Origin of the sequence: Pseudomonas sp. zfem002, assembly GCF_032621685.1 — a bacterium.
Lineage (GTDB): Bacteria > Pseudomonadota > Gammaproteobacteria > Pseudomonadales > Pseudomonadaceae > Aquipseudomonas > Aquipseudomonas japonica.
Map to the genome: position 1 here is coordinate 97,565 of NZ_JAVYJH010000016.1, position 18,920 is coordinate 116,484.

16 protein-coding genes and 1 pseudogene are annotated in these 18,920 nt (G+C 65.0%); 3 read left to right on the plus strand and 14 right to left on the minus strand.

Annotation, left to right across the window (positions count from 1 at the left end; genetic code table 11):
* Positions 1-236 precede the first annotated feature (236 nt).
* Together RTI28_RS18680 and RTI28_RS18685 are read left to right on the plus strand one after the other, a co-directional pair.
* Positions 237-1,250 carry an extracellular solute-binding protein gene (locus RTI28_RS18680; protein ID WP_316921832.1) on the plus strand — a complete coding sequence of 338 codons (1,014 nt, stop codon included), beginning with the start codon at positions 237-239 and terminating at the stop codon, positions 1,248-1,250.
* Positions 1,250-2,815: an iron ABC transporter permease gene (locus RTI28_RS18685; protein WP_316921833.1), complete on the plus strand. Its 1,566-nt coding sequence runs from the start codon at positions 1,250-1,252 to the stop codon at positions 2,813-2,815. Before RTI28_RS18680 ends, RTI28_RS18685 begins: the two co-directional genes overlap by 1 nt.
* Here RTI28_RS18685 and RTI28_RS30400 read toward each other — a convergent pair whose 3' ends face one another.
* From RTI28_RS30400 to RTI28_RS18745, 13 genes and pseudogenes are all read right to left on the minus strand, one after another.
* Positions 2,816-3,700 carry a methyl-accepting chemotaxis protein gene (locus RTI28_RS30400; protein ID WP_410479011.1) on the minus strand — a complete coding sequence of 295 codons (885 nt, stop codon included), beginning with the start codon at positions 3,698-3,700 and terminating at the stop codon, positions 2,816-2,818.
* 21 nt (positions 3,701-3,721) lie between these two features.
* Positions 3,722-4,414: pseudogene (locus RTI28_RS30405) on the minus strand (methyl-accepting chemotaxis protein); the annotation flags it as partial.
* A gap of 503 nt (positions 4,415-4,917) precedes the next feature.
* Positions 4,918-6,210, minus strand: a complete 1,293-nt coding sequence (locus RTI28_RS18695) for an adenylosuccinate synthase (RefSeq protein ID WP_316921835.1) — start codon at positions 6,208-6,210, stop codon at positions 4,918-4,920.
* A gap of 56 nt (positions 6,211-6,266) precedes the next feature.
* Positions 6,267-7,454, minus strand: a complete 1,188-nt coding sequence (locus tag RTI28_RS18700; protein ID WP_316921836.1) for an ATP phosphoribosyltransferase regulatory subunit — start codon at positions 7,452-7,454, stop codon at positions 6,267-6,269.
* Between the two features lie 266 nt (positions 7,455-7,720).
* Positions 7,721-8,590 (minus strand): protease modulator HflC, encoded by an 870-nt coding sequence (hflC, locus tag RTI28_RS18705; RefSeq protein ID WP_316921837.1) that lies wholly within the window; start codon positions 8,588-8,590, stop codon positions 7,721-7,723.
* A complete protein-coding gene (gene hflK / locus RTI28_RS18710) occupies positions 8,590-9,759 on the minus strand; it encodes an FtsH protease activity modulator HflK (RefSeq protein WP_316921838.1) in 1,170 nt (389 codons plus the stop codon). Before hflK ends, hflC begins: the two co-directional genes overlap by 1 nt.
* Positions 9,760-9,855: 96 nt before the next feature.
* Positions 9,856-11,157, minus strand: coding sequence for a ribosome rescue GTPase HflX (gene hflX / locus RTI28_RS18715; RefSeq protein WP_316921839.1), 1,302 nt, complete (start codon positions 11,155-11,157; stop codon positions 9,856-9,858).
* A 12-nt stretch (positions 11,158-11,169) separates the two neighbouring features.
* Positions 11,170-11,430: an RNA chaperone Hfq gene (gene hfq, locus RTI28_RS18720; protein ID WP_009399549.1), complete on the minus strand. Its 261-nt coding sequence runs from the start codon at positions 11,428-11,430 to the stop codon at positions 11,170-11,172.
* A gap of 92 nt (positions 11,431-11,522) precedes the next feature.
* A complete protein-coding gene (gene miaA / locus RTI28_RS18725; protein ID WP_316921840.1) occupies positions 11,523-12,497 on the minus strand; it encodes a tRNA (adenosine(37)-N6)-dimethylallyltransferase MiaA in 975 nt (324 codons plus the stop codon).
* Between the two features lie 2 nt (positions 12,498-12,499).
* Positions 12,500-14,401, minus strand: a complete 1,902-nt coding sequence (mutL, locus tag RTI28_RS18730) for a DNA mismatch repair endonuclease MutL (RefSeq protein ID WP_316921841.1) — start codon at positions 14,399-14,401, stop codon at positions 12,500-12,502.
* Entirely contained in the window at positions 14,398-15,834 is a 1,437-nt protein-coding gene (locus RTI28_RS18735) for an N-acetylmuramoyl-L-alanine amidase (protein ID WP_316921842.1), read from the minus strand. The genes mutL and RTI28_RS18735 overlap by 4 nt, the downstream gene beginning before the upstream one ends.
* A gap of 2 nt (positions 15,835-15,836) precedes the next feature.
* Positions 15,837-16,307, minus strand: coding sequence for a tRNA (adenosine(37)-N6)-threonylcarbamoyltransferase complex ATPase subunit type 1 TsaE (tsaE, locus tag RTI28_RS18740; protein ID WP_316921843.1), 471 nt, complete (start codon positions 16,305-16,307; stop codon positions 15,837-15,839).
* Positions 16,295-17,155: an NAD(P)H-hydrate dehydratase gene (locus RTI28_RS18745; RefSeq protein WP_316921844.1), complete on the minus strand. Its 861-nt coding sequence runs from the start codon at positions 17,153-17,155 to the stop codon at positions 16,295-16,297. Before RTI28_RS18745 ends, tsaE begins: the two co-directional genes overlap by 13 nt.
* A gap of 64 nt (positions 17,156-17,219) precedes the next feature.
* Here RTI28_RS18745 and queG point away from each other — a divergent pair, with 64 nt between their 5' ends.
* Positions 17,220-18,296 (plus strand): tRNA epoxyqueuosine(34) reductase QueG, encoded by a 1,077-nt coding sequence (queG, locus tag RTI28_RS18750; RefSeq protein WP_316921845.1) that lies wholly within the window; start codon positions 17,220-17,222, stop codon positions 18,294-18,296.
* Here queG and RTI28_RS18755 read toward each other — a convergent pair whose 3' ends face one another.
* Positions 18,297-18,908: a trimeric intracellular cation channel family protein gene (locus RTI28_RS18755; protein WP_316921846.1), complete on the minus strand. Its 612-nt coding sequence runs from the start codon at positions 18,906-18,908 to the stop codon at positions 18,297-18,299.
* Positions 18,909-18,920 lie beyond the last annotated feature (12 nt).

Sequence of the window (18,920 nt, forward strand, 5' to 3'; positions counted from 1 at the left end):
CCCGCGAAAGCGGGTTTTTTTATGCCTGCGATTCAGGGGCTGCACGCCCTCTCCTCCTTCCCTCAGCACTTCCCGCCAAAGATCGACTTCCGCGCCCGCCCGAACATGCGCGCAAGCTCCACGCCATAAAACGATCCGATAGCCTGCTCATGAATTTCCCGTCATGCGGCCACTTGAGAAACAATTTCGTTTACCATTGTTTCCAAATATGTAGCCGTAAGCGAGGAACCACCCGCATGACGATCCGCCGTACCCCGATTCTGCGCGGCCTGGCCGTTTCCCTCCTAGGTCTGGTGCTCGCTGCACCGGCCGCCCTGGCCGCCGACCCGGTGACTCTGACGCTCTACAACGGCCAGCACAAGGAAATCGGCGAGGCCATCGCCAAGGCCTACGAGGCCAAGACCGGCATCCATATCAATATCCGCAAAGGCAGCAGCAACCAGTTGGCCAGCCAGATCATCGAAGAGGGCGAGCGCTCTCCGGCCGACGTGATCTACACCGAAGAATCGCCACCGCTGAACAACCTCGGCGAGCTGGGCCTGCTGGCGAAGATCGAGCAGACCACCCTGGACGTGCTGCCCAAGGAATTCGTCGCCGCCAACGGCACCTGGATGGGCGTGACCGCGCGCACCCGGGTGGTGGCCTTCAACCCGAAAGTGATCGCCGAGAAAGACCTGCCGCCATCGGTCATGGACTTCGCCAACCCCGAGTGGGACGGCAAGGTCGGCTTCGTGCCCACCAGCGGCGCCTTCCAGGAACAGGCGGTGGCCATCCTCAAGCTCCACGGCCGCGAAGCCGCCGAGGAATGGCTGACCGGCCTCAAAGCCTTCGGCAAGACCTACACCAACAACATGGTGGCACTGAAAGCCGTGGAGAACGGTGAAGTCGCCGCGGTGCTGGTGAACAACTACTACTGGTACGCCCTGAAAAAGGAACGCGGCCAGCTGGATTCGAAACTGTACTACCTGGCCGACGGCGATGTCGGCGGCCTGATGACCATCTCCGGCGCCGCCGCGGTCAAAGCCAGCAAGCATCCGCAGGAGGCCCAGGCCCTGCTCGCCTGGATGGCCAGCGAGGAAGGCCAGCGCGTCATCACCCAGACCACCGCCGAGTACCCGCTGCACAAGGGCATGGTTTCCGACCAGGGCCTGAAGCCGTTCGAAGCGCTGCGTCCGCCGCCGATCACCCCGGCCGACCTGGGCAACGCCGAGGAAGCGCTGGAGCTCGAACGCGAAGTCGGCCTGCTCTGATGAGCACCGCGCTTCCCGTGGCGCCGGCCACCGGCTTCGTGCCGCGGCGCAAGCGACCCTCGTTCTGGGTGGTACTTCCGGTCCTGCTGCTGGTCGGCCTGAGCCTGCTGCCGCTGCTGTACGTCGCGCTGAAGACCTGGCAGGCCGGCTGGCACGAAGCACTGCGCCTGATCTGGCGGCCCTTCGTCTGGGGCCTGATGCGCAACACCCTGCTGCTGATGGTCGGGGTCACCCTGAGCTGCGCGCTGGTCGGCCTGTCGCTGGCCTGGCTGCTGGAGCGCAGCGACCTGCCGGGACGCCGTCTGTGGGGCGTGATCCTGTGCCTGCCATTCGCCGTGCCGTCGTTCGTCAGCGGCTTCACCTGGGTCTCCCTGAGTCCGAAGTTCGAAGGGCTGTGGGGTGCGATCCTGGTGATGAGCCTGTCCAAGTACCCGCTGGTGTTCCTGCCGGTGGCGGCGACCCTGCGCAACCTCGACACCTCGCTGGAGGAGTCGGCGCGGACCATGGGCTGTAATCGCTGGGCGGTGTTCCGCCGGGTCACCCTGCCGCTGCTGTGGCCGTCGGTGCTCGGCGGCTGCCTGCTGATCGCCCTGCACATGCTGGTGGAGTTCGGCGCGCTGTCGATCCTCAACCTGCAGACCTTCACCACGGCGATCTACCAGCAGTTCGAGCTGGAATTCAGCAACGCCAACGCGGCGATGCTTTCGGCGGTGCTGCTGTTGATGTGCCTGCTGATGCTCTGGCTGGAACTGCGGGTGCGCGGCAAGGCCCGCCACGTGCGGATCGGCCAGGGTGTGGCGCGGCGTGGCGCGCCGCTGCGCCTGCGGGCCTGGATGCCGCTGGGCCAGCTGTATTGCCTGGGCCTGGCGATCCTCGGCAGCGGCATTCCCCTGGGCATGCTGGCGTACTGGTTGAGCGTGGGCTCGTCGGCGGCCTTCCCGGTCGCGGACATCAGCCGGGCGCTGTTCTCGTCGCTGTCGCTGTCGCTGGGTGGCGCGGGCGTCAGCCTGCTGCTGGCCTTGCCGGTGAGTTTCCTGGTGGTGCGCTACAAGGGCCGCCTGGCGATCTGGGCCGAACGCCTGCCGTATCTGCTGCATGCCCTGCCGGGATTGGTGATTGCCCTGACGCTGGTGTACTTCGCCCTGCACTACGTGCCGGCGGCGTACCAGACCACGGGACTGTTGCTGCTGGCCTATGCCCTGCTGTTCCTGCCCCTGGCCCAGGCGCCGGTACGCACCGCGCTGACCAAGGCCGCGCCGCAGCTGGAAGAAGCCGCACGAACCCTCGGCGCGACGCCCTTCACGGCGTTCTGCCGGGTGACCCTGCCGATCATCTTCCCGGCCCTGGCCGCCGCCTTCGCCCTGGTGTTCCTCGACGCCATGAAGGAGCTGACCGCGACCCTGCTGCTCAGCCCCACCGGCATGACCACCCTGGCCACCGAGGTCTGGGCGCACACCGCCAACGTCGAGTTCGCCGCGGCGGCGCCCTATGCGGCGCTGCTGATCCTGGTGTCCGGGTTGCCGGTGTACCTGCTGACCACCCGGATGTACCTGAACCGCGCCTGATCAGGCGCGGAACTGGCCCAGGCTGGCCTTGAGCTGGGCCGCCAGACCGTCGAGGACCTTGCTGCTGGCGGTGGTCTGCATCACCACCTGGGCCGCCCGTTCGGCCTGGGCATGGATGTTTTCCACCCTGCCCCGCACCGCCTGCGCCCCCTGGGCCTGCTGCTCGGCAGCACGGGTGGCGAGACCGATGGCCGCGTGCACCTGCTCCACCGACACCTGCACGGTCTGCTGCAGACGGGCGTTGTCGCGCAACACCAGCAAGCCCTCGCTGGCCTGACGCCCGGCCTGGCTGATCGCCGCCACCGCCTCCTTCGCCCCCTGCTGCAGCGCGCCGATATGCGCCTGGATGTCGCCCGTGGAGCTCTGCGTCTTGCTCGCCAGGGCACGCACCTCGTCGGCGACCACAGCGAAGCCACGCCCGGTCTCCCCGGCCCGCGCCGCCTCGATCGCCGCGTTCAGGGCCAGCAGGTTGGTCTGTTCGGCGATACCGTGGATCACCGTCAGCACCACTTCGATCTGCTCGCTCTGCTCGGCCAGGCGTTCGATGACTTTCGAACCGGTCTCCACCTGCCCGGCCAGGGCCTCGATCAGCTTGGCCACCTGGGCCGAGCTGCGGCTGTTCTCGTCGGTGGCCTGGCGGATGTCCACTACCTGCTGCAGGGCTTCCTGCATGGCCCGGCTTTCCGCCTGGGCCTCGTCGGCCATGCTCGACAGGGCACGCAGGCTTTCGGCCACTTCGTCGCGCTGCATCGCCGCGGCCGAGTCAGCACCGGCACTGTGCTGCGCCATGCTGCTGATTTCGATGCCGGTGCGCTGGGCCACTTCCCCGGCCTCGCGCACGATGGGCTGCAGCTTGTCGACGAAGCGGTTGACCGCCGCCGCCATGTCGCCGATCTCGTCGCGGCTGTCGATGCTCACGCGCTTGGTCAGGTCGCCTTCGCCGGCGGCCAGGTCATCGAGCGCGGCGATCAGCAGGCGCAGCTTGTTCACCACGCGCCGGCCGAGCACCACCGCGACCACCAGCAGCACGCCACAACCCACCAGGGCCAGGCCCAGGCCGATGCGCCAGCGCAGGGTGGAGGCAGCATCCTGGACGCTTTGCGAGGTGTTGGCTTTCATCTGCAGGGCACTGTCCTGGGCAGTCTGCAGACGGCTCTGCAAGGCCTTGGTGCTGCCGGCGGCGGCGCTGGTCAGGCTGTCGGCGACCAACTGGTCGCCGCTGGCGATCAACGCGGAGAAACGCTTGTCCAGCGCCTGCAGCTCAGCGTCCACCGACGCAGTGGAAACGCCCATCAGCACCTTGCCGATCTCCACGCCGTTGGGGTTGATCGAGGCTTCGAGGAAATACACCGACGGGTCCTTGCGCGCGGCATCCAGGACCTTGTCCAGCGCCCGTTCGCCCTGGCCTTTTTCCAGCAGGGCCTGGTTGACCGGATTTTGACGGTTGAGATAGCGGGTCAGGTGTTCGCCTTCGGCGTTGTCATAGACCACGAACAGGACGTTGGGATTGCGCTGGGCACGCCGGGCGAACTCCGACAGGGTCGGTACATCGACGTCCCAGATGGCCCGGGGTGCCACCGAGGCGAGCAGCTCGGCCATGTCGTTGGCCGAATCGCGCAGGTTTTTCTCCAGGGTGGCGCGCAATTGCGCCTGTTCTTCTTCCAGACGCGACGACAAACCGGCAGTCAGGCGCTGGCGGGTACTTTCGGAAAGGCTGCTCAGCCCCGAGCTGACCTCCTTCGCGGCCTGGTCCAGCTCCGTCGCCAGTTTCTGGCTGTCGGTGCCCAGACGATTGCCCAGATCGGCTTCCAGTGCGGTGACCGTGCTGCGGGTCAGAACCACAGCGACCACCACTTGCACCAAAAGAGCGATACCAAGCGCCACAAAGACAGGCCGCAAGAGGCGGCTTCGTAACAATGAGATAACCGCAGACACAATAAATCCCTCTGCTTTTCGGAGCCATTACAGTGATGGCATCCCTGAAGGCAATTTCACAGCAAAGCTTGTGCCGCAGAGGGAGGACAAAAACGCCAAAGGCCCCTGAAAAGGGGCCTTTGGCGTTGGGGCTGCGTTGCAGCCCCAGTTGTTGCTACTTCAGCGAATCAGGCGAACGGGTGACGCAGCACGATGGTCTCGTTGCGGTCAGGGCCGGTGGAGATGATGTCGATCGGCGCGCCGACCAGCTCTTCCACACGCTTGATGTAGGCACGGGCGTTGGCCGGCAGTTCTTCCAGGGTCTTGGCGCCCACGGTCGACTCGGTCCAGCCCGGCATTTCCTCGTACACCGGCTCCAGGCCGATGTAGCTGTCGGCATCGGTCGGTGCGTCGATGACGGCGCCGTTCTCGTTCTTGTAGCCCACGCAGATGCGGATGGTTTCCAGACCGTCCAGCACGTCCAGCTTGGTCAGGCACAGGCCCGAGATGCTGTTGACGTCGATGGCGCGACGCAGGATGACGGCGTCGAACCAGCCGCAACGACGCGCACGACCGGTGGTGGCACCGAACTCGTGACCGCGCTTGGCCAGGTAGGCACCGACGTCATCGAACAGTTCGGTCGGGAACGGACCGGAGCCGACGCGAGTGGTGTAGGCCTTGGTGATGCCGAGGATGTAGTCGATGTACATCGGGCCAACGCCGGAACCGGTGGCGATACCGCCGGCGGTGGTGTTGGAGCTGGTCACGTACGGGTAGGTACCGTGGTCGATGTCCAGCAGCGAGCCCTGGGCGCCTTCAAACATGATGTCCTTGCCGGCGCGACGCAGCGCGTGCAGTTCGGCGGTGACGTCGAGCATCATCGGCTTCAGTTGCTCGGCGTATTCCATGCACTGGTCCAGGGTCTGCTGGAAGTCGATGGCCGGCTCTTTGTAGTAATTGACCAGCTGGAAGTTGTGGTAGTCCAGCAGCTCACCCAGCTTGGCGGCGAAACGCTCGCGGTGGAACAGGTCGCCGACGCGCAGGCCGCGACGAGCGACCTTGTCTTCATAGGCCGGGCCGATGCCGCGACCGGTGGTGCCGATCTTCTGCTCGCCACGAGCCTTCTCGCGCGCCTGGTCGAGGGCGACGTGGTAGGACAGGATCAGCGGGCAGGCCGGGCTGATGCGCAGGCGATCGCGAACCGGTACGCCCTTCTCTTCCAGCTTGACGATTTCACGCAGCAGGGCGTCAGGTGCAACCACCACGCCGTTGCCGATCAGGCACTGCACGCCTTCGCGCAGCACGCCCGAAGGAATCAGGTGCAGCACGGTTTTCTCACCGTCGATGACCAGTGTGTGACCGGCGTTGTGGCCACCCTGGTAGCGCACTACGGCGGCAGCATGTTCGGTCAGCAGATCGACGATCTTGCCTTTGCCCTCATCACCCCACTGGGTGCCCAGGACTACGACATTCTTACCCATAACACTTGTCCTCATTCGCGCAAACTTGGCGCCGGCCACTGGGCCGGCGGCTAATCTCAGATGGCCAGTGGCAGAACCTGCCAGAGCCCGTTTTGCAGAATCAATTGCCGGTCGCAGTCCGCCTCGATGGCGGCAGTCAGTGGCTGGCCAGGCAGTGCCTGCACAACCCGCTGACCGTCACTGCGCAACTGGCAGACCAACTGCCACAGAGCCGCGTCGCCGCTGTCGGGCATCCAGATCCCGCCAGTGGGCAATACGATCTCTGCCCGCCCCAGTGTCACAAGGGTCTTCAAATCCGTGGAGAAACCGGTGGCCGGACGTGCCCGGCCGAAGTCGGCGCCGATATCGTCGTAACGACCGCCCTGGGCGATCGACTGGCCAACACCCGGAACGAACGCGGCGAACACCACACCGGTGTGGTAGTGGTAGCCACGCAGCTCGCCCAAGTCGAAATACAGCGGCAGATCCGGATAACGCGAGGTCAGCCGGTCGGCGATGCTCATCAGGTCGTCCAGCGCCGCCAGCACCGCCGCCGGGGCACGGCCCAGGCGCACGCGGGCGGCTTCCAGCACTTCGCGGCCACCGCACAACTCGGTCAGGGCGCGCAGCATGCCGGCCAGATCCGCCGGCAGATTGGCGGTCAGCGCCACGACTTCATCGATGGCCTTGCGTTGCAGGGCATCGAACAGCTGCTGCTCGACCGCACCGGACAGGCCGGCGGCACGGGCCAGGCCGCGGTAGATGCCGACATGACCGAGGTCCATGTGCACATCCGGCACATCGGCCAGTTGCAGCATGGCCAGCATCAGGCTGATCACTTCGACGTCACTGACCGGGCTGGCATCGCCATACAGCTCGGCACCGAGCTGGATCGGGCTGCGCGAGGTCGACAGTGCCCGCGGCTGAGCGTGCAGCACGCTGCCGGCATAGCACAGGCGAGTCGGGCCTTCGCGGCGCAGGGTGTGCGCATCGATGCGCGCGACCTGCGGCGTGATGTCGGCGCGGAACCCCATCTGCCGGCCCGACTGCGGGTCGACCACCTTGAAGGTCCGCAGATCCAGGTCCTGACCGGCACCGGTGAGCAGCGATTCCAGGTACTCGATATGCGGCGTCACGACGAACTCGTAACCCCAACTCTGGAACAGATCCAACACCTGACGACGCGCAATCTCGATGCGCGTCGCTTCCGGTGGCAGTACTTCTTCGATGCCATCTGGCAGCAGCCAGCGGTCTACCGTTGCCATTACGCCATTTCCCCTGTGGTCCGGGCGGCCTGCCCGCGGGCCAGCCGTGAGTGAAGCAGGTCCCGGCAAATCACGCGCGCAGCGCCGATTCCAGCGTTGCCGCAGTGCCGATACCCTCGTAGATCCTGGGCTGCGTCGTGCGTTGAATCATTCGATCTCGCAGACGCAAAAAAGCCGGGAATTTCCCGGCTGCCGCATCATACACCCGTTGTCTTGCAGAAATCACCCCGCCAGACGTATTAGCCGCCCAGCGGGGTGATCGGGTGTCACGGTTTCGCTTTGTTCATGAAGCGGAAGAACTCGTTGCTCGGGTCGAGGACCAGAACGTCGTTCTTGCTGCTGAAGCTTTCACGGTAGGCATTCAGGCTGCGGTAGAACGCATAGAAGTCCTGATCCTGGCCGTAGGCCTTGGCATAGATCGACGCGGCCTGGGCATCACCGTCACCGCGGGTCTCCTCCGACTCGCGATAGGCTTCGGCCAGCAGTACGCGGCGCTGACGATCGGCGTCGGCACGGATGCCTTCGGCCAGCTCGTTACCCTTGGCGCGGTGCTCGCGAGCTTCACGCTCACGCTCGGTGCTCATCCGCTCGAACACGCTGCGGTTCACTTCCTTCGGCAGGTCGATGGCCTTGACGCGAACGTCGACCACCTCGATGCCCAGCTCCTTCTCCGCCATGCGGTTCAGCGAGCCGGTGATGTCCGCCATCAGCGCATCGCGCTCGCCGGACACCACTTCGTGCAGGGTGCGCTTGCCGAACTGGTCACGCAGGCCGCTTTCCAGACGACGGGACAGACGCTCGTCGGCGATCTGCTTCATGCCGGAGGTCGCGGTGTAGAAACGCTCGGCGTCCTTCACCCGCCACTTGGCGTAGGCATCGACCATCACCGCTTTCTTCTCCAGGGTCAGGAACCGCTGGGTCGGGGCGTCGAGGGTCATCAGACGGGCGTCGAACTTGCGCACCTGGTTCACATAGGGAACCTTGACGTGCAGGCCGGGCTGGACATCCGCCTGGACCACACGACCGAATTGCAGGAGAACCGCACGTTCGGTCTGGGCGACGATGTAGAAGCTGTTCCAGGCAACGATGGCCAGGACGACGCCAACGATCAGGGCGATCAGCGATTTATTGCTCATCAGCGGCTCTCCCTGGTGCGCAGTTGCGGCTGTTGCTGTTGCATGTCCGAGGCACGGTTCACCGCGTCATTGACCGACGTCGCGGGGATGCTGGCCGGTGCGCTGGTATTGCGGCTGCCATCGACCATCTTGTCGAGCGGCAGGTAGAGCAGGTTGTTCTGCCCGTCCTTGCCACTGACCAGGACCTTGCTGGTGTTGCTGTAGACCTCTTGCATGGTCTCCAGGTACAGACGTTCGCGAGTGACTTCCGGCGCCTTGCGATACTCGGCGACCAGCTTGGTGAAGCGGTCGGCCTCACCCTTGGCGCGCGAGATGACTTCATCGCGATAACCGTTGGCATCTTCGATGATGCGCTGCGCCTGACCACGGGCCTCAGGAACCACGCCATTGGCGTAGGACTCGGCCTGGTTGCGGGCGCGCTGCTCGTCTTCGCGGGCGCGGATCACGTCGTCGAAGGCTTCCTGCACTTCACGCGGGGCTGCCGCGCTCTGCACGTTGACCTGGGTGACGGTGATACCGGTGCGGTAGGTGTCGAGGAAGCGTTGCAGACGCTCCTTGATCTCGATGGCCATCTGCTCGCGGCCCTCGGTCAGCACCTTGTCCATCGAAGTGGAACCCACGACATGGCGCAAGGCGCTGTCGGTGGCGTGCTGCAGGCTGACTTCAGGCTGATCGACGTTCAGCACGAAGTCCTGCAGGTTGCTGATCTTGTACTGCACGGTCAGCGGCACTTCGACGATGTTCTCGTCTTCGGTCAGCATCTGGCCCTGCTTGGTGTACGCACGCTCGCGCGTGACGTTTTCCATGTACTTGCGATCGATCGGGGGGAAATAGATGTTCAGACCCGGTCCGACGGTTTCGTAATACTTGCCGAAGCGCAGCACCACGGCCTGCTCCTGCTCGTCCACGACATAGACCGCGCTGTACAGCCAGATAGCCGCCAGTACGGCAAGACCAACGCCCAGCAGGCCAAAGCCGCCACCCTTGGGAAGGCTGTCGCCGCCACCACGTTTCTTGCCACTGCCGAACATGCCGTTCAGGCTATCCTGCAGCTTGCGGAAGGCCTCGTCGAGATCCGGAGGGCCTTTCTTGTCGCCGCCACCACCGCCACGGCGCCCACCCCAGGGATCCTGATTGTTCGAGTTGCCACCCGGCTCATTCCAAGCCATAGCGCTCTCCATCTGATAAAGCAAAGACGCGCCAACGGCGCGCCGTCCAATGCTACAGAATGCCTGTCACGGCCGCCTGACCGCGTCGTCAGGCTTTTATTGCAAAGTGTGTTGTTCGATGAACGCAACTGGCTCAAGCCCTTCGCGCGCCACCAGGCGGTTGAAGTCGGCCCTTGGCAGGCGCACGGCCAGCAGGCTGCTGCCTTCCTCGTCATGCGCTTCATTCTGCACGGCCCCCGCCGCGAAGAACTGCGCGCGCAAGCGCGCGTAACGCTGTTCCAGGCGCAAGGTACCGACAAAAAGATCGTCCCCCAGCAACTCGGCAATCGCCTGCCCCACCAGTTCCAGTCCGCGACCTTCGCGGGCCGAAACCCAGACCCGCTCCGGCTTGCCGTCGGCATTTCGCTGAATATGTGGCTCAATGCCTTCAAGCAGATCGAGTTTGTTATACACCTCGAGGATCGGCAAGCCTTCGGCACCGATCTCGCCAAGCACCGCCATGACCTGTTCGATCTGCGCCATGCGCTCGGGCTCGTGGGCGTCGATCACATGCAGCAGCAGGTCGGAGTTGCTCGACTCTTCGAGCGTAGCCCGAAAAGCCTCGACCAGCTTGTGCGGCAGGTGACGAATGAAACCCACGGTGTCGGCCAGCACGATCGGCCCGATATCGTCCAGCTGCAGCCGGCGCAAGGTCGGGTCGAGAGTGGCGAAGAGCTGGTCGGCGGCGTAGACATCCGAAGCGGTCAGCGCATTGAACAGGGTCGATTTGCCGGCGTTGGTGTAGCCCACCAGTGAAACCGAAGGCACATCGGCGCGTTTGCGTCCGCGTCGCGCCTGTTCGCGCTGGCTGCGTACCTTCTCCAGGCGCGCCTTGATCTGCCGCAGACGCACACGCAGCAGGCGGCGGTCGGTTTCCAGCTGGGTTTCACCCGGACCGCGCAGACCGATACCGCCTTTCTGCCGTTCAAGGTGGGTCCAGCCGCGGACCAGGCGCGTGCTCATGTGTTCGAGCTGCGCCAGTTCGACCTGCAGCTTGCCCTCGTGAGTCCGCGCGCGCTGGGCGAAGATGTCGAGGATCAGGCCGGTACGGTCAAGCACGCGACACTCGAAAACGCGCTCGAGGTTGCGTTCCTGACTCGGGGTGAGGGTGTGGTTGAAGATCACCAGGTCGGCCTCTTCGGCCTTGACCAGGTCGCGCAGTTCCTCGACCTTGCCGCTGCCAATCAGAAACTTGGCAGTGGGCTGGTGTCGCGCCACATTGGCGAGCGCGACGATATCGGCACCGGCCGACAGCGCCAGCTCCTGGAACTCCTGCGGGTCTTCGCGCGCCTCAGGGCTCTGACCTTCCAGATGAACGAGAACGGCTCGCTCACCACCACCGTGGCGCTCAAAGAACAAAGCAGGCTCCTATCAGGCGTTACCTGGCTCAGCGTCGCCGTGATCGGCATCAGCTGCGCTAGGCAGACGAATTGGACGGACCGGAACAACGGTCGAGATCGCGTGCTTGTAGACCATCTGGCTGACAGTGTTCTTCAGCAGGATGACGAATTGGTCGAAGGACTCGATGGTGCCTTGCAGCTTGATGCCGTTGACCAGATAGATCGAAACCCCGACTTTTTCTTTTCTCAAAGTATTCAAGTAAGGGTCTTGTAGCGAATGCCCTTTTGACATATGCCGCACTCCTGTAAGGATCAATAGTAAAAAACAAGAAAACTGATGGCTCAAGCCGCCCCACCCCCAAGGATAGACGGCAATTGCGGGATTCAGCCCAATATGGAGACGGTCCCGAGGTATTTCAAGGTGCGAGACAGATTGTCGCAAGCCAGGCTGTCCAACCAGTGCAGATCGGCCCAACTGCGCAACCAGGTGAACTGCCGCTTCGCCAGCTGGCGAGTGGCAATGATGCCGCGCTCCTGCATTTCAACTGAAGTCAGCTTGCCATCAAGATGATCCCAGACCTGGCGATACCCCACTGCCCGTATAGACGGCAGCCCCGCGTGCAAGTCACTTCGCGCACGCAGCAATCGGACCTCGTCAACGAAGCCCTGTTCCAGCATTTGTGTGAATCTTGCCGCAATTCGCTCGTGCAGAACCTGCCGGTCCCGCGGTGCGATGGCCAGGCTGGCGACAGTATAGGGCAATTGCCCCTGCCCAGAAGTGGCAGTGCTATTACTTTGCTCAGCTTGACGCAAACGATGTGAAGTCATCGTTGAACCGCTCGCCCGATACACTTCAAGTGCACGGATCAGACGCTGCGGATCATTCGGATGAATGCGTGCCGCCGAGACCGGGTCCACGGCCGCCAGTTCGTCATGCAGCGCCTGTAGCCCCTGCTGCTGTGCCAAGGCTTCCAGTTCGGCGCGAATCTGCGGGTCGGCCGGCGGCATGTCCGCCAGACCTTCCAGCAGCGCCTTGTAATAGAGCATGGTGCCGCCCACCAGCAGCGGAATCTTGCCGCGCGCGGTGATATCGGCCATGGCCTCGAGGGCATCGCGCCGAAAATCCGCCGCCGAATAGCTTTCGGCGGGGTCGAGGATGTCGATCAGGCGATGCGGATGGGCCGCGAGGATTTCCTTCGACGGCTTGGCCGTGCCGATATCCATGCCGCGATAGATCAGCGCCGAGTCGACACTGATCAGCTCGCACGGCAACACCTTGGTCAACTCGATGGCCAGGTCGGTCTTGCCCGCGGCGGTCGGGCCCATCAGAAATATCGCCGGAGGTCTGGAATCCGCCATCATCAACGACCGCGCAAAAACAGTTTGTCCAGGTCGTCCAGCCCCATCTGGGTCCAGGTCGGACGACCGTGATTGCATTGGCCGCTGCGCTCGGTGTTTTCCATGTCACGCAGCAGACCGTTCATTTCCGGGATGGCCAGGCGCCGATTGGCGCGCACCGCGCCGTGACAGGCCATGGTCCCGAGCAGTTCGTTCAGGTGCGCCTGGATGCGGTCACTGGTGCCGTATTCCATCAGGTCGGCAAGCACGTCCTGCACCAGGCGATTGGCCTCGGCCTGCTTGAGCAGCGCCGGAATCTGCCGGATCGCCAGGCTTTCCGGCCCCAGGCGCTGCAGCTCGAAGCCCAGCCGCTGGAACCACTGCGCATGCTCCTCGGCACAGTCAGCCTCGCGCTGGCTCAGGGCCAGGGACTCCGGCACCAGCAACGGCTGGCCGCTCAGGCCTTCGCTGGCCATGGCGATTTTCAGGCGCTCGTACATGATCCGCTCATGAGCGGCGTGCATGTCCACCAGCACCAGGCCATGGGCGTTTTCCGCGAGGATATAGATGCCCTTCAACTGCGCCAGGGCGTAACCCAGCGGCGGGATGTCACGTTCGCTTTGCGGCAGTGGCGCGGGCTCCGCGCTTGGCAACGGGGCGAAATACTCGCGGTAGACCTCGCGCGCCTCGTTGAGCGGAACGTTTGGCGCCGGGCGTGGCGTGTAGTTGTACTGATAACCGCCACCCCCTGCGCCAGCGCTGCCGGCCGGGCTCGCCACGGGCGCGGCTACGGGTTGCTCGAGCACGCTGGCGGCCAGGCGCATCTCGCCCTGCGGTCCGAATTCGCCGGCCTGCAGACCGGTCGGCCGGGTGATTTCCGCGGTCGCCGCGGGAGCGGCCAGTTGATCGTCCGGCCGCACATCGGCCAACGCCCGGTGCAGGGTGCCGTAGAGGAAATCGTGAACCATGCGCCCATCACGAAAGCGCACTTCGTGCTTGGTCGGGTGGACATTGACGTCGACCCCGGTCGGATCGAGCTCGAGGAACAGCACGAAGGTCGGGTGCCGGCCGTTGAACAGCACGTCGCGATAGGCCTGGCGCACGGCATGGGCCACCAGTTTGTCGCGCACCGCGCGGCCGTTGACGAAGAAGTACTGCAAGTCCGCCTGGCTGCGCGAGAACGTGGGCAGGCCGACCCAGCCCCACAGGCGCAAGCCGTTGCGCTCGATCTCGATCGGTAGCGCCTGCTCGAGGAAACCCGGGCCGCACACGGCACCGACCCGCCGCGCGCGGGAAATCTCGTCCGGCGCTTCATGCAGGCTGAGGATGCTCTTGCCGTTGTGGCGCAGGTGAAAGCCCACATCGAAGCGCGCCAGCGCAAGACGCCGGATCACTTCCTGGAGGTGGTCGAACTCGGTCTTCTCGGTCTTGAGGAACTTGCGCCGGGCCGGCGTATTGAAGAACAGGTCGCGGACTTCCACCGACGTGCCCACTGGATGCGCGGCCGGCTGCACCCGTGGCGACATGTCGCGGCCTTCGGTTTCCACCTGCCAGGCCTGCTGGGCGTCACGGGTACGCGAGGTCAGGGTCAGGCGCGCTACCGAGCTGATCGAGGCCAGGGCCTCGCCACGAAAACCCAGGCTCATCACCCGCTCCAGGTCCTCGAGGTCGCGGATCTTGCTGGTGGCGTGGCGGGCCAGCGCCAGCGGCAGATCGTCGGAGGCGATGCCGCTGCCGTCGTCACGCACCTTGAGCAGCTTGACGCCGCCCTGCTCCACTTCCACATCGATGCGGCGGGCACCGGAATCCAGGCTGTTCTCCAGCAGTTCCTTGATCACCGAAGCCGGGCGCTCGACCACCTCGCCCGCGGCGATCTGGTTGGCCAGGCGCGGGCTGAGCAGTTCGATACGGGAGCCCGCACTCATGGCTGGGCCGCCAGGGTCGTGGCGGGAATATCCAGGTTCTGGCCGACTTTCAGCTCATCGCTCTTCAGGCTGTTGCTGCTGCGCAGCGCAGCGACGCTGACCTGGTAGCGCACGGCGATCATCGCCAGGGTCTCGCCCGGACGCACCGTATGCTCACGCGGCCCCTGGGCGATCTTGCCGGTGTCACGCAACCAGGCGATGTAGGTGCCCGGCGGCGGGTTCTGCTGGAAGAACTGCTTCACGCCACTGTGGATCGATCGCGCCAGCGATTGCTGGTGGCTCGGTGTGGCCAGTTTGGCCGCTTCGTTGGCATTCGAGATGAAGCCGGTTTCCACCAGGATCGACGGGATGTCCGGCGACTTCAGCACCATGAACCCGGCCTGCTCCACCCGGCGCTTGTGCAACGAGGTGACCCGGCCGATATTGCCCAGCACTTTCTGCCCGACGTTGAGGCTGGAACTGAGGGACGCGGTCATCGACAGGTCGAGAAGCACGCCGGCGAGCATGCGGTCCTTGTCGTCGAGGCTGACGTTGCCGGCACCACCGATCAGGTCGGAACGGTTTTCGCTGTCCGCCAGCCAGCGCGCAGTTTCGGAAGTGGCGCCACGATCGGACAAGGCGAACACCGAAGCCCCGAACGCCGCCTTCGATGGTGCAGCGTCGGCGTGGATCGAGATGAACAGGTCGGCGCCTTTCTTGCGGGCGATCTCGGTGCGCTTGCGCAGCGGGATGAAGTAGTCGCCGGTACGGGTCAGTTCGGCGCGGAAGCCCTTCTCGGTGTTGATCTGGCGCTGCAGCTCCTTGGCGATCTGCAGGACGATGTCCTTTTCATGCTGGCCGCGTGAGCCCGAGGCGCCCGGGTCCTCGCCGCCGTGACCGGCGTCGATGGCGATGACGATATCGCGCTTGCCGTTGGGTACCGGCGGCAGCTTGATCGCCGGCTGCGTCGGGGTAACCGGCACGGCCGGGGTGGTTGGCGCGGTGGCGACGGGGGTCGGTGGCGCGGTCGCGGCCACGGCGTCGGCTTCCTGGTCGTACAGGTCGACCACCAGGCGGTTGCCATACTGGGCGTTGGGCGCGAGGGTGAAGCTTTTCGGGGTGACGGCCTTGTTCAGGTCGACCACCACGCGCAGATCGGTGGGGGTCCGCTGCGCCGAGCGCACGCTGGTGATCGGCGTGTTGGAGGTGGACGCGCTCAACGGTGCGGCCAGGGTGGCGCCATTGATATCGATGACCAGGCGATCCGGCGCGGTCAGGGTGAACACGCTGTGCTCCACCGGGCCCGAGAGGTCGAAGACCAGCCGCGTGTTGTCCGGTGCCCGCCACAGACGCATGCTCTTGACCTGCGTGACAGCGAAGGCCTCAACGGTCACTGCCGTAAGCAGCAGTCCTACGACGGCAACCAGTGCGCGAAAGCGCATACCTTTCCCCATTTCTATTTGAATTCCAAGGCCAGAGCGGCACACCAGGCTTCACCGCGAGCACCTTGCGGCAGCAGGCTCAACGACCGGCCACCCGCCTGGGGGCTTATGGTAATGGTCAGGTCCGGCTTTGGCAAAATGCCCTCACCCTTGTCCGGCCACTCGAACAGACACAAGGCGTCACCCTCGAAGTAGTCGCGAATCCCCATGAACTCCAGCTCTTCGGGATCGACCAGGCGATAGAGGTCGAAGTGAAATGCTCGGACTTCACCAATTTCATACGGTTCCACAACTGTAAATGTAGGACTTTTCACCGCTCCGGTATGCCCGAGGCCACGGATGATGCCCCGCGACAGGGTGGTCTTGCCCGCGCCGAGGTCACCTTCGAGAAAAATCACACCATGGCCTTGGGTCACCCGGGCGATACGCGCACCGAGGTCGACCATGGCCTGCTCATCGGCCAGAAACAGGGTTATGCCTGACACGCTGAATGCTCCTCCAACAACTGACGAATAGATGGGACCAGGTCGTGCGCCGCCAGGCCACGGCCCTGGTCACCCAGGCGCTCGCCGGCGCAGGCGTGCAGCCAGACCGCGAGGCAGGCGGCATCCCAGGCGGTCATGTCCTGGGCCAGCAAGGCGCCGAGCACGCCGCTGAGCACATCCCCCAGCCCGGCACCGGCCATGGCCGGGTGGCCGCGCTTGCACAGGGCCAGCTGGCCATGCGGATCGGCGACCAGGGTACCGGCGCCCTTGAGCACGCAGACCGCGTTGTACTTGCGCGCCAGCTTGCGTGCCGCACCCGGCCGGTCGGCCTGCACGGCCTCGGTGGAAATACCCAGCAGACGCGCCGCCTCGCCCGGATGGGGGGTGATGACGCTGCCGCGGACCAGGGCCACGGGCGAGGAGGCCAGCAGGTTCAGGGCATCGGCATCCCAGACCTGCGGCAGGCGCGAACTGGCCACTGCCGACAGCAGGCTGCGCCCCCACGCCACCTGCCCCAGCCCCGGCCCGACCACCAGCACCGTGGCGCGCTCGATCGGCGCCATCAACTGGTTGGCCGAATGCACGCCGAGGCTCATGACCTCCGGCAGGCGCGCCAGCGCGGCGGGTACGTGTTCGGCACGACTGGCCAGCGAGACCAGGCCGGCGCCACAACGCAATGCCGCTTCGGCGCTGAGCAGCACCGCACCACCGGTGCCACGGTCGCCACCGACCACCAGGACATGGCCGAACTGGCCTTTATGGGCATCCGCCGGCCGCGCGGGCAGGCGTGGAAGGACGTCGCGGGTGAGCACCAGCGGTTCGTGAGAAGGGTGTTTGGTCTGAGGCATGCGTCGTTGGGCTCCGATGTCTGGCAGAATTATACGCACCTGTCTCTTTATTGCCCTATTTCGCATGTCCGCTTCCATCGATCTCCCCGCCCTCGCCCAGTCGATCAAGAACTGGGGGCGCGAACTGGGTTTTGCCCACGTCGGCATCGCCGGCGTGGACCTGGCCGAGCACGAACAGCACCTGGAACGCTGGCTGGCCGCCGGCTACCACGGCGAGATGGACTATATGGGCGCCCACGGCAGCAAGCGCTCCCATCCCGACGAACTGGTTCCCGGCACGCTGCGGGTGGTCTCGCTGCGCATGGACTACCTGCCCGGCGATACGCAGATGGCCCAGCGCCTGGCTCAACCGGAAAAAGCCTACATCTCCCGTTATGCCCTCGGTCGCGATTACCACAAGCTGGTGCGCAAGCGCGTACAGCACCTGGCCGAGCGCATCCAGAAGGAGATCGGCCCGTTCGGTTTCCGCGCCTTCGTCGACAGCGCCCCGGTGCTGGAAAAGGCCATCGCCGAGCAGGCCGGCCTCGGCTGGATCGGCAAGAACACCCTGCTGCTCAACCGCAAGGCCGGCAGCTATTTCTTCCTCAGCGAACTGTTCGTCGACCTGCCCCTGCCGGTGGACGCCGCCCAGGCCAGCGAACACTGCGGCCGCTGCAGCGCGTGCCTGGACATCTGCCCGACCAAGGCCTTCGTCGGCCCTTACCAGCTGGATGCGCGGCGCTGCATTTCCTACCTGACCATCGAGTTGAAGAACGCGATCCCCGAGGAACTGCGGGGGATGATCGGCAACCGCGTGTTCGGTTGCGACGACTGCCAGATCGTCTGCCCGTGGAATCGCTTCGCCAAAGAGACCAGGGAGAACGACTTCAAGCCGCGCCATGGCCTGGACAACGCCGGGCTGGCGGAACTGTTCATGTGGGATGAGGAACGCTTTCTCGCCAGCACCGAAGGCTCGCCCCTGCGCCGCGCCGGCTATGAGCGCTGGCTGCGCAATCTGGCGGTGGGCCTGGGCAATGCGCCCTCGACCATCGTGGTGCTGGAAGCCCTCAACGCCCGCCGCGACTACCCGTCCGAACTGGTCCGCGAGCATGTCGAGTGGGCGCTCAGGCAGCACGCCGAGCGCCAGTTCGCGCCCGCCTGATCAGTGCTCGTCGTTGTAATGGAACTTGGGCATTTCCCAGTGGAAGCGGATCGCCAGCAGGCGTAGCAGGAAGCCGCCGAACAGGGTGATCAGGATCGCCTGCTCGGCCGGCAGCTTCAGGTAGACACACGCCATGTAGCACCAGGCAGCGGCGAAGGACACGCTGGCGTACAGCTCGCGGCGGAAGATCAGCGGAATGTCGTTGCAGAAGATGTCCCGCAGGATACCGCCGAACACCCCGGTGACCACGCCGCTGATGGACGCCACCAGCATGCCGTGGCCCAGCTCCATCGCGGTCATGCAGCCGATCAGGGTGAAGGCCACCAGGCCCAGGGCGTCGAGCACCAGGAACAGCGAGCGCAGGTGACGCATCAGGGGTGCGATGAAGATGGTCAGCAGTGCCGCGACACTGGTCAGCACCAGGTACTCCGGGTGCTTGACCCAGGTCAGCGGGTAATGCCCCAGCAGCACGTCGCGCACCGAACCGCCACCCAGGGCGGTGACGCAGGCGATCAGCACCACGCCGAACCAGTCCATGCCGCGACGGCCGGCGGACAGGGCGCCGGTCATGGCTTCGGCGGTGATCGCGATGAGGTAGAGCATCAACAGCATGGTGCGGGTCCG

What these genes read in the sequence shown, in the direction of transcription:
- RTI28_RS18680 (WP_316921832.1), top strand. Translation starts at nt 237, where the DNA reads ATGACGATCCGCCGTACCCCGATTCTGCGCGGCCTGGCCGTTTCCCTC.
- RTI28_RS18685 (WP_316921833.1), top strand. Translation starts at nt 1,250, where the DNA reads ATGAGCACCGCGCTTCCCGTGGCGCCGGCCACCGGCTTCGTGCCGCGG.
- RTI28_RS30400 (WP_410479011.1), bottom strand. Translation starts at nt 3,700, where the DNA reads ATGGCGGCGGCGGTCAACCGCTTCGTCGACAAGCTGCAGCCCATCGTG.
- RTI28_RS18695 (WP_316921835.1), bottom strand. Translation starts at nt 6,210, where the DNA reads ATGGGTAAGAATGTCGTAGTCCTGGGCACCCAGTGGGGTGATGAGGGC.
- RTI28_RS18700 (WP_316921836.1), bottom strand. Translation starts at nt 7,454, where the DNA reads ATGGCAACGGTAGACCGCTGGCTGCTGCCAGATGGCATCGAAGAAGTA.
- hflC (WP_316921837.1), bottom strand. Translation starts at nt 8,590, where the DNA reads ATGAGCAATAAATCGCTGATCGCCCTGATCGTTGGCGTCGTCCTGGCC.
- hflK (WP_316921838.1), bottom strand. Translation starts at nt 9,759, where the DNA reads ATGGCTTGGAATGAGCCGGGTGGCAACTCGAACAATCAGGATCCCTGG.
- hfq (WP_009399549.1), bottom strand. Translation starts at nt 11,430, where the DNA reads ATGTCAAAAGGGCATTCGCTACAAGACCCTTACTTGAATACTTTGAGA.
- miaA (WP_316921840.1), bottom strand. Translation starts at nt 12,497, where the DNA reads ATGGCGGATTCCAGACCTCCGGCGATATTTCTGATGGGCCCGACCGCC.
- mutL (WP_316921841.1), bottom strand. Translation starts at nt 14,401, where the DNA reads ATGAGTGCGGGCTCCCGTATCGAACTGCTCAGCCCGCGCCTGGCCAAC.
- RTI28_RS18735 (WP_316921842.1), bottom strand. Translation starts at nt 15,834, where the DNA reads ATGGGGAAAGGTATGCGCTTTCGCGCACTGGTTGCCGTCGTAGGACTG.
- RTI28_RS18745 (WP_316921844.1), bottom strand. Translation starts at nt 17,155, where the DNA reads ATGCCTCAGACCAAACACCCTTCTCACGAACCGCTGGTGCTCACCCGC.
- queG (WP_316921845.1), top strand. Translation starts at nt 17,220, where the DNA reads ATGTCCGCTTCCATCGATCTCCCCGCCCTCGCCCAGTCGATCAAGAAC.
- RTI28_RS18755 (WP_316921846.1), bottom strand. Translation starts at nt 18,908, where the DNA reads ATGCTGTTGATGCTCTACCTCATCGCGATCACCGCCGAAGCCATGACC.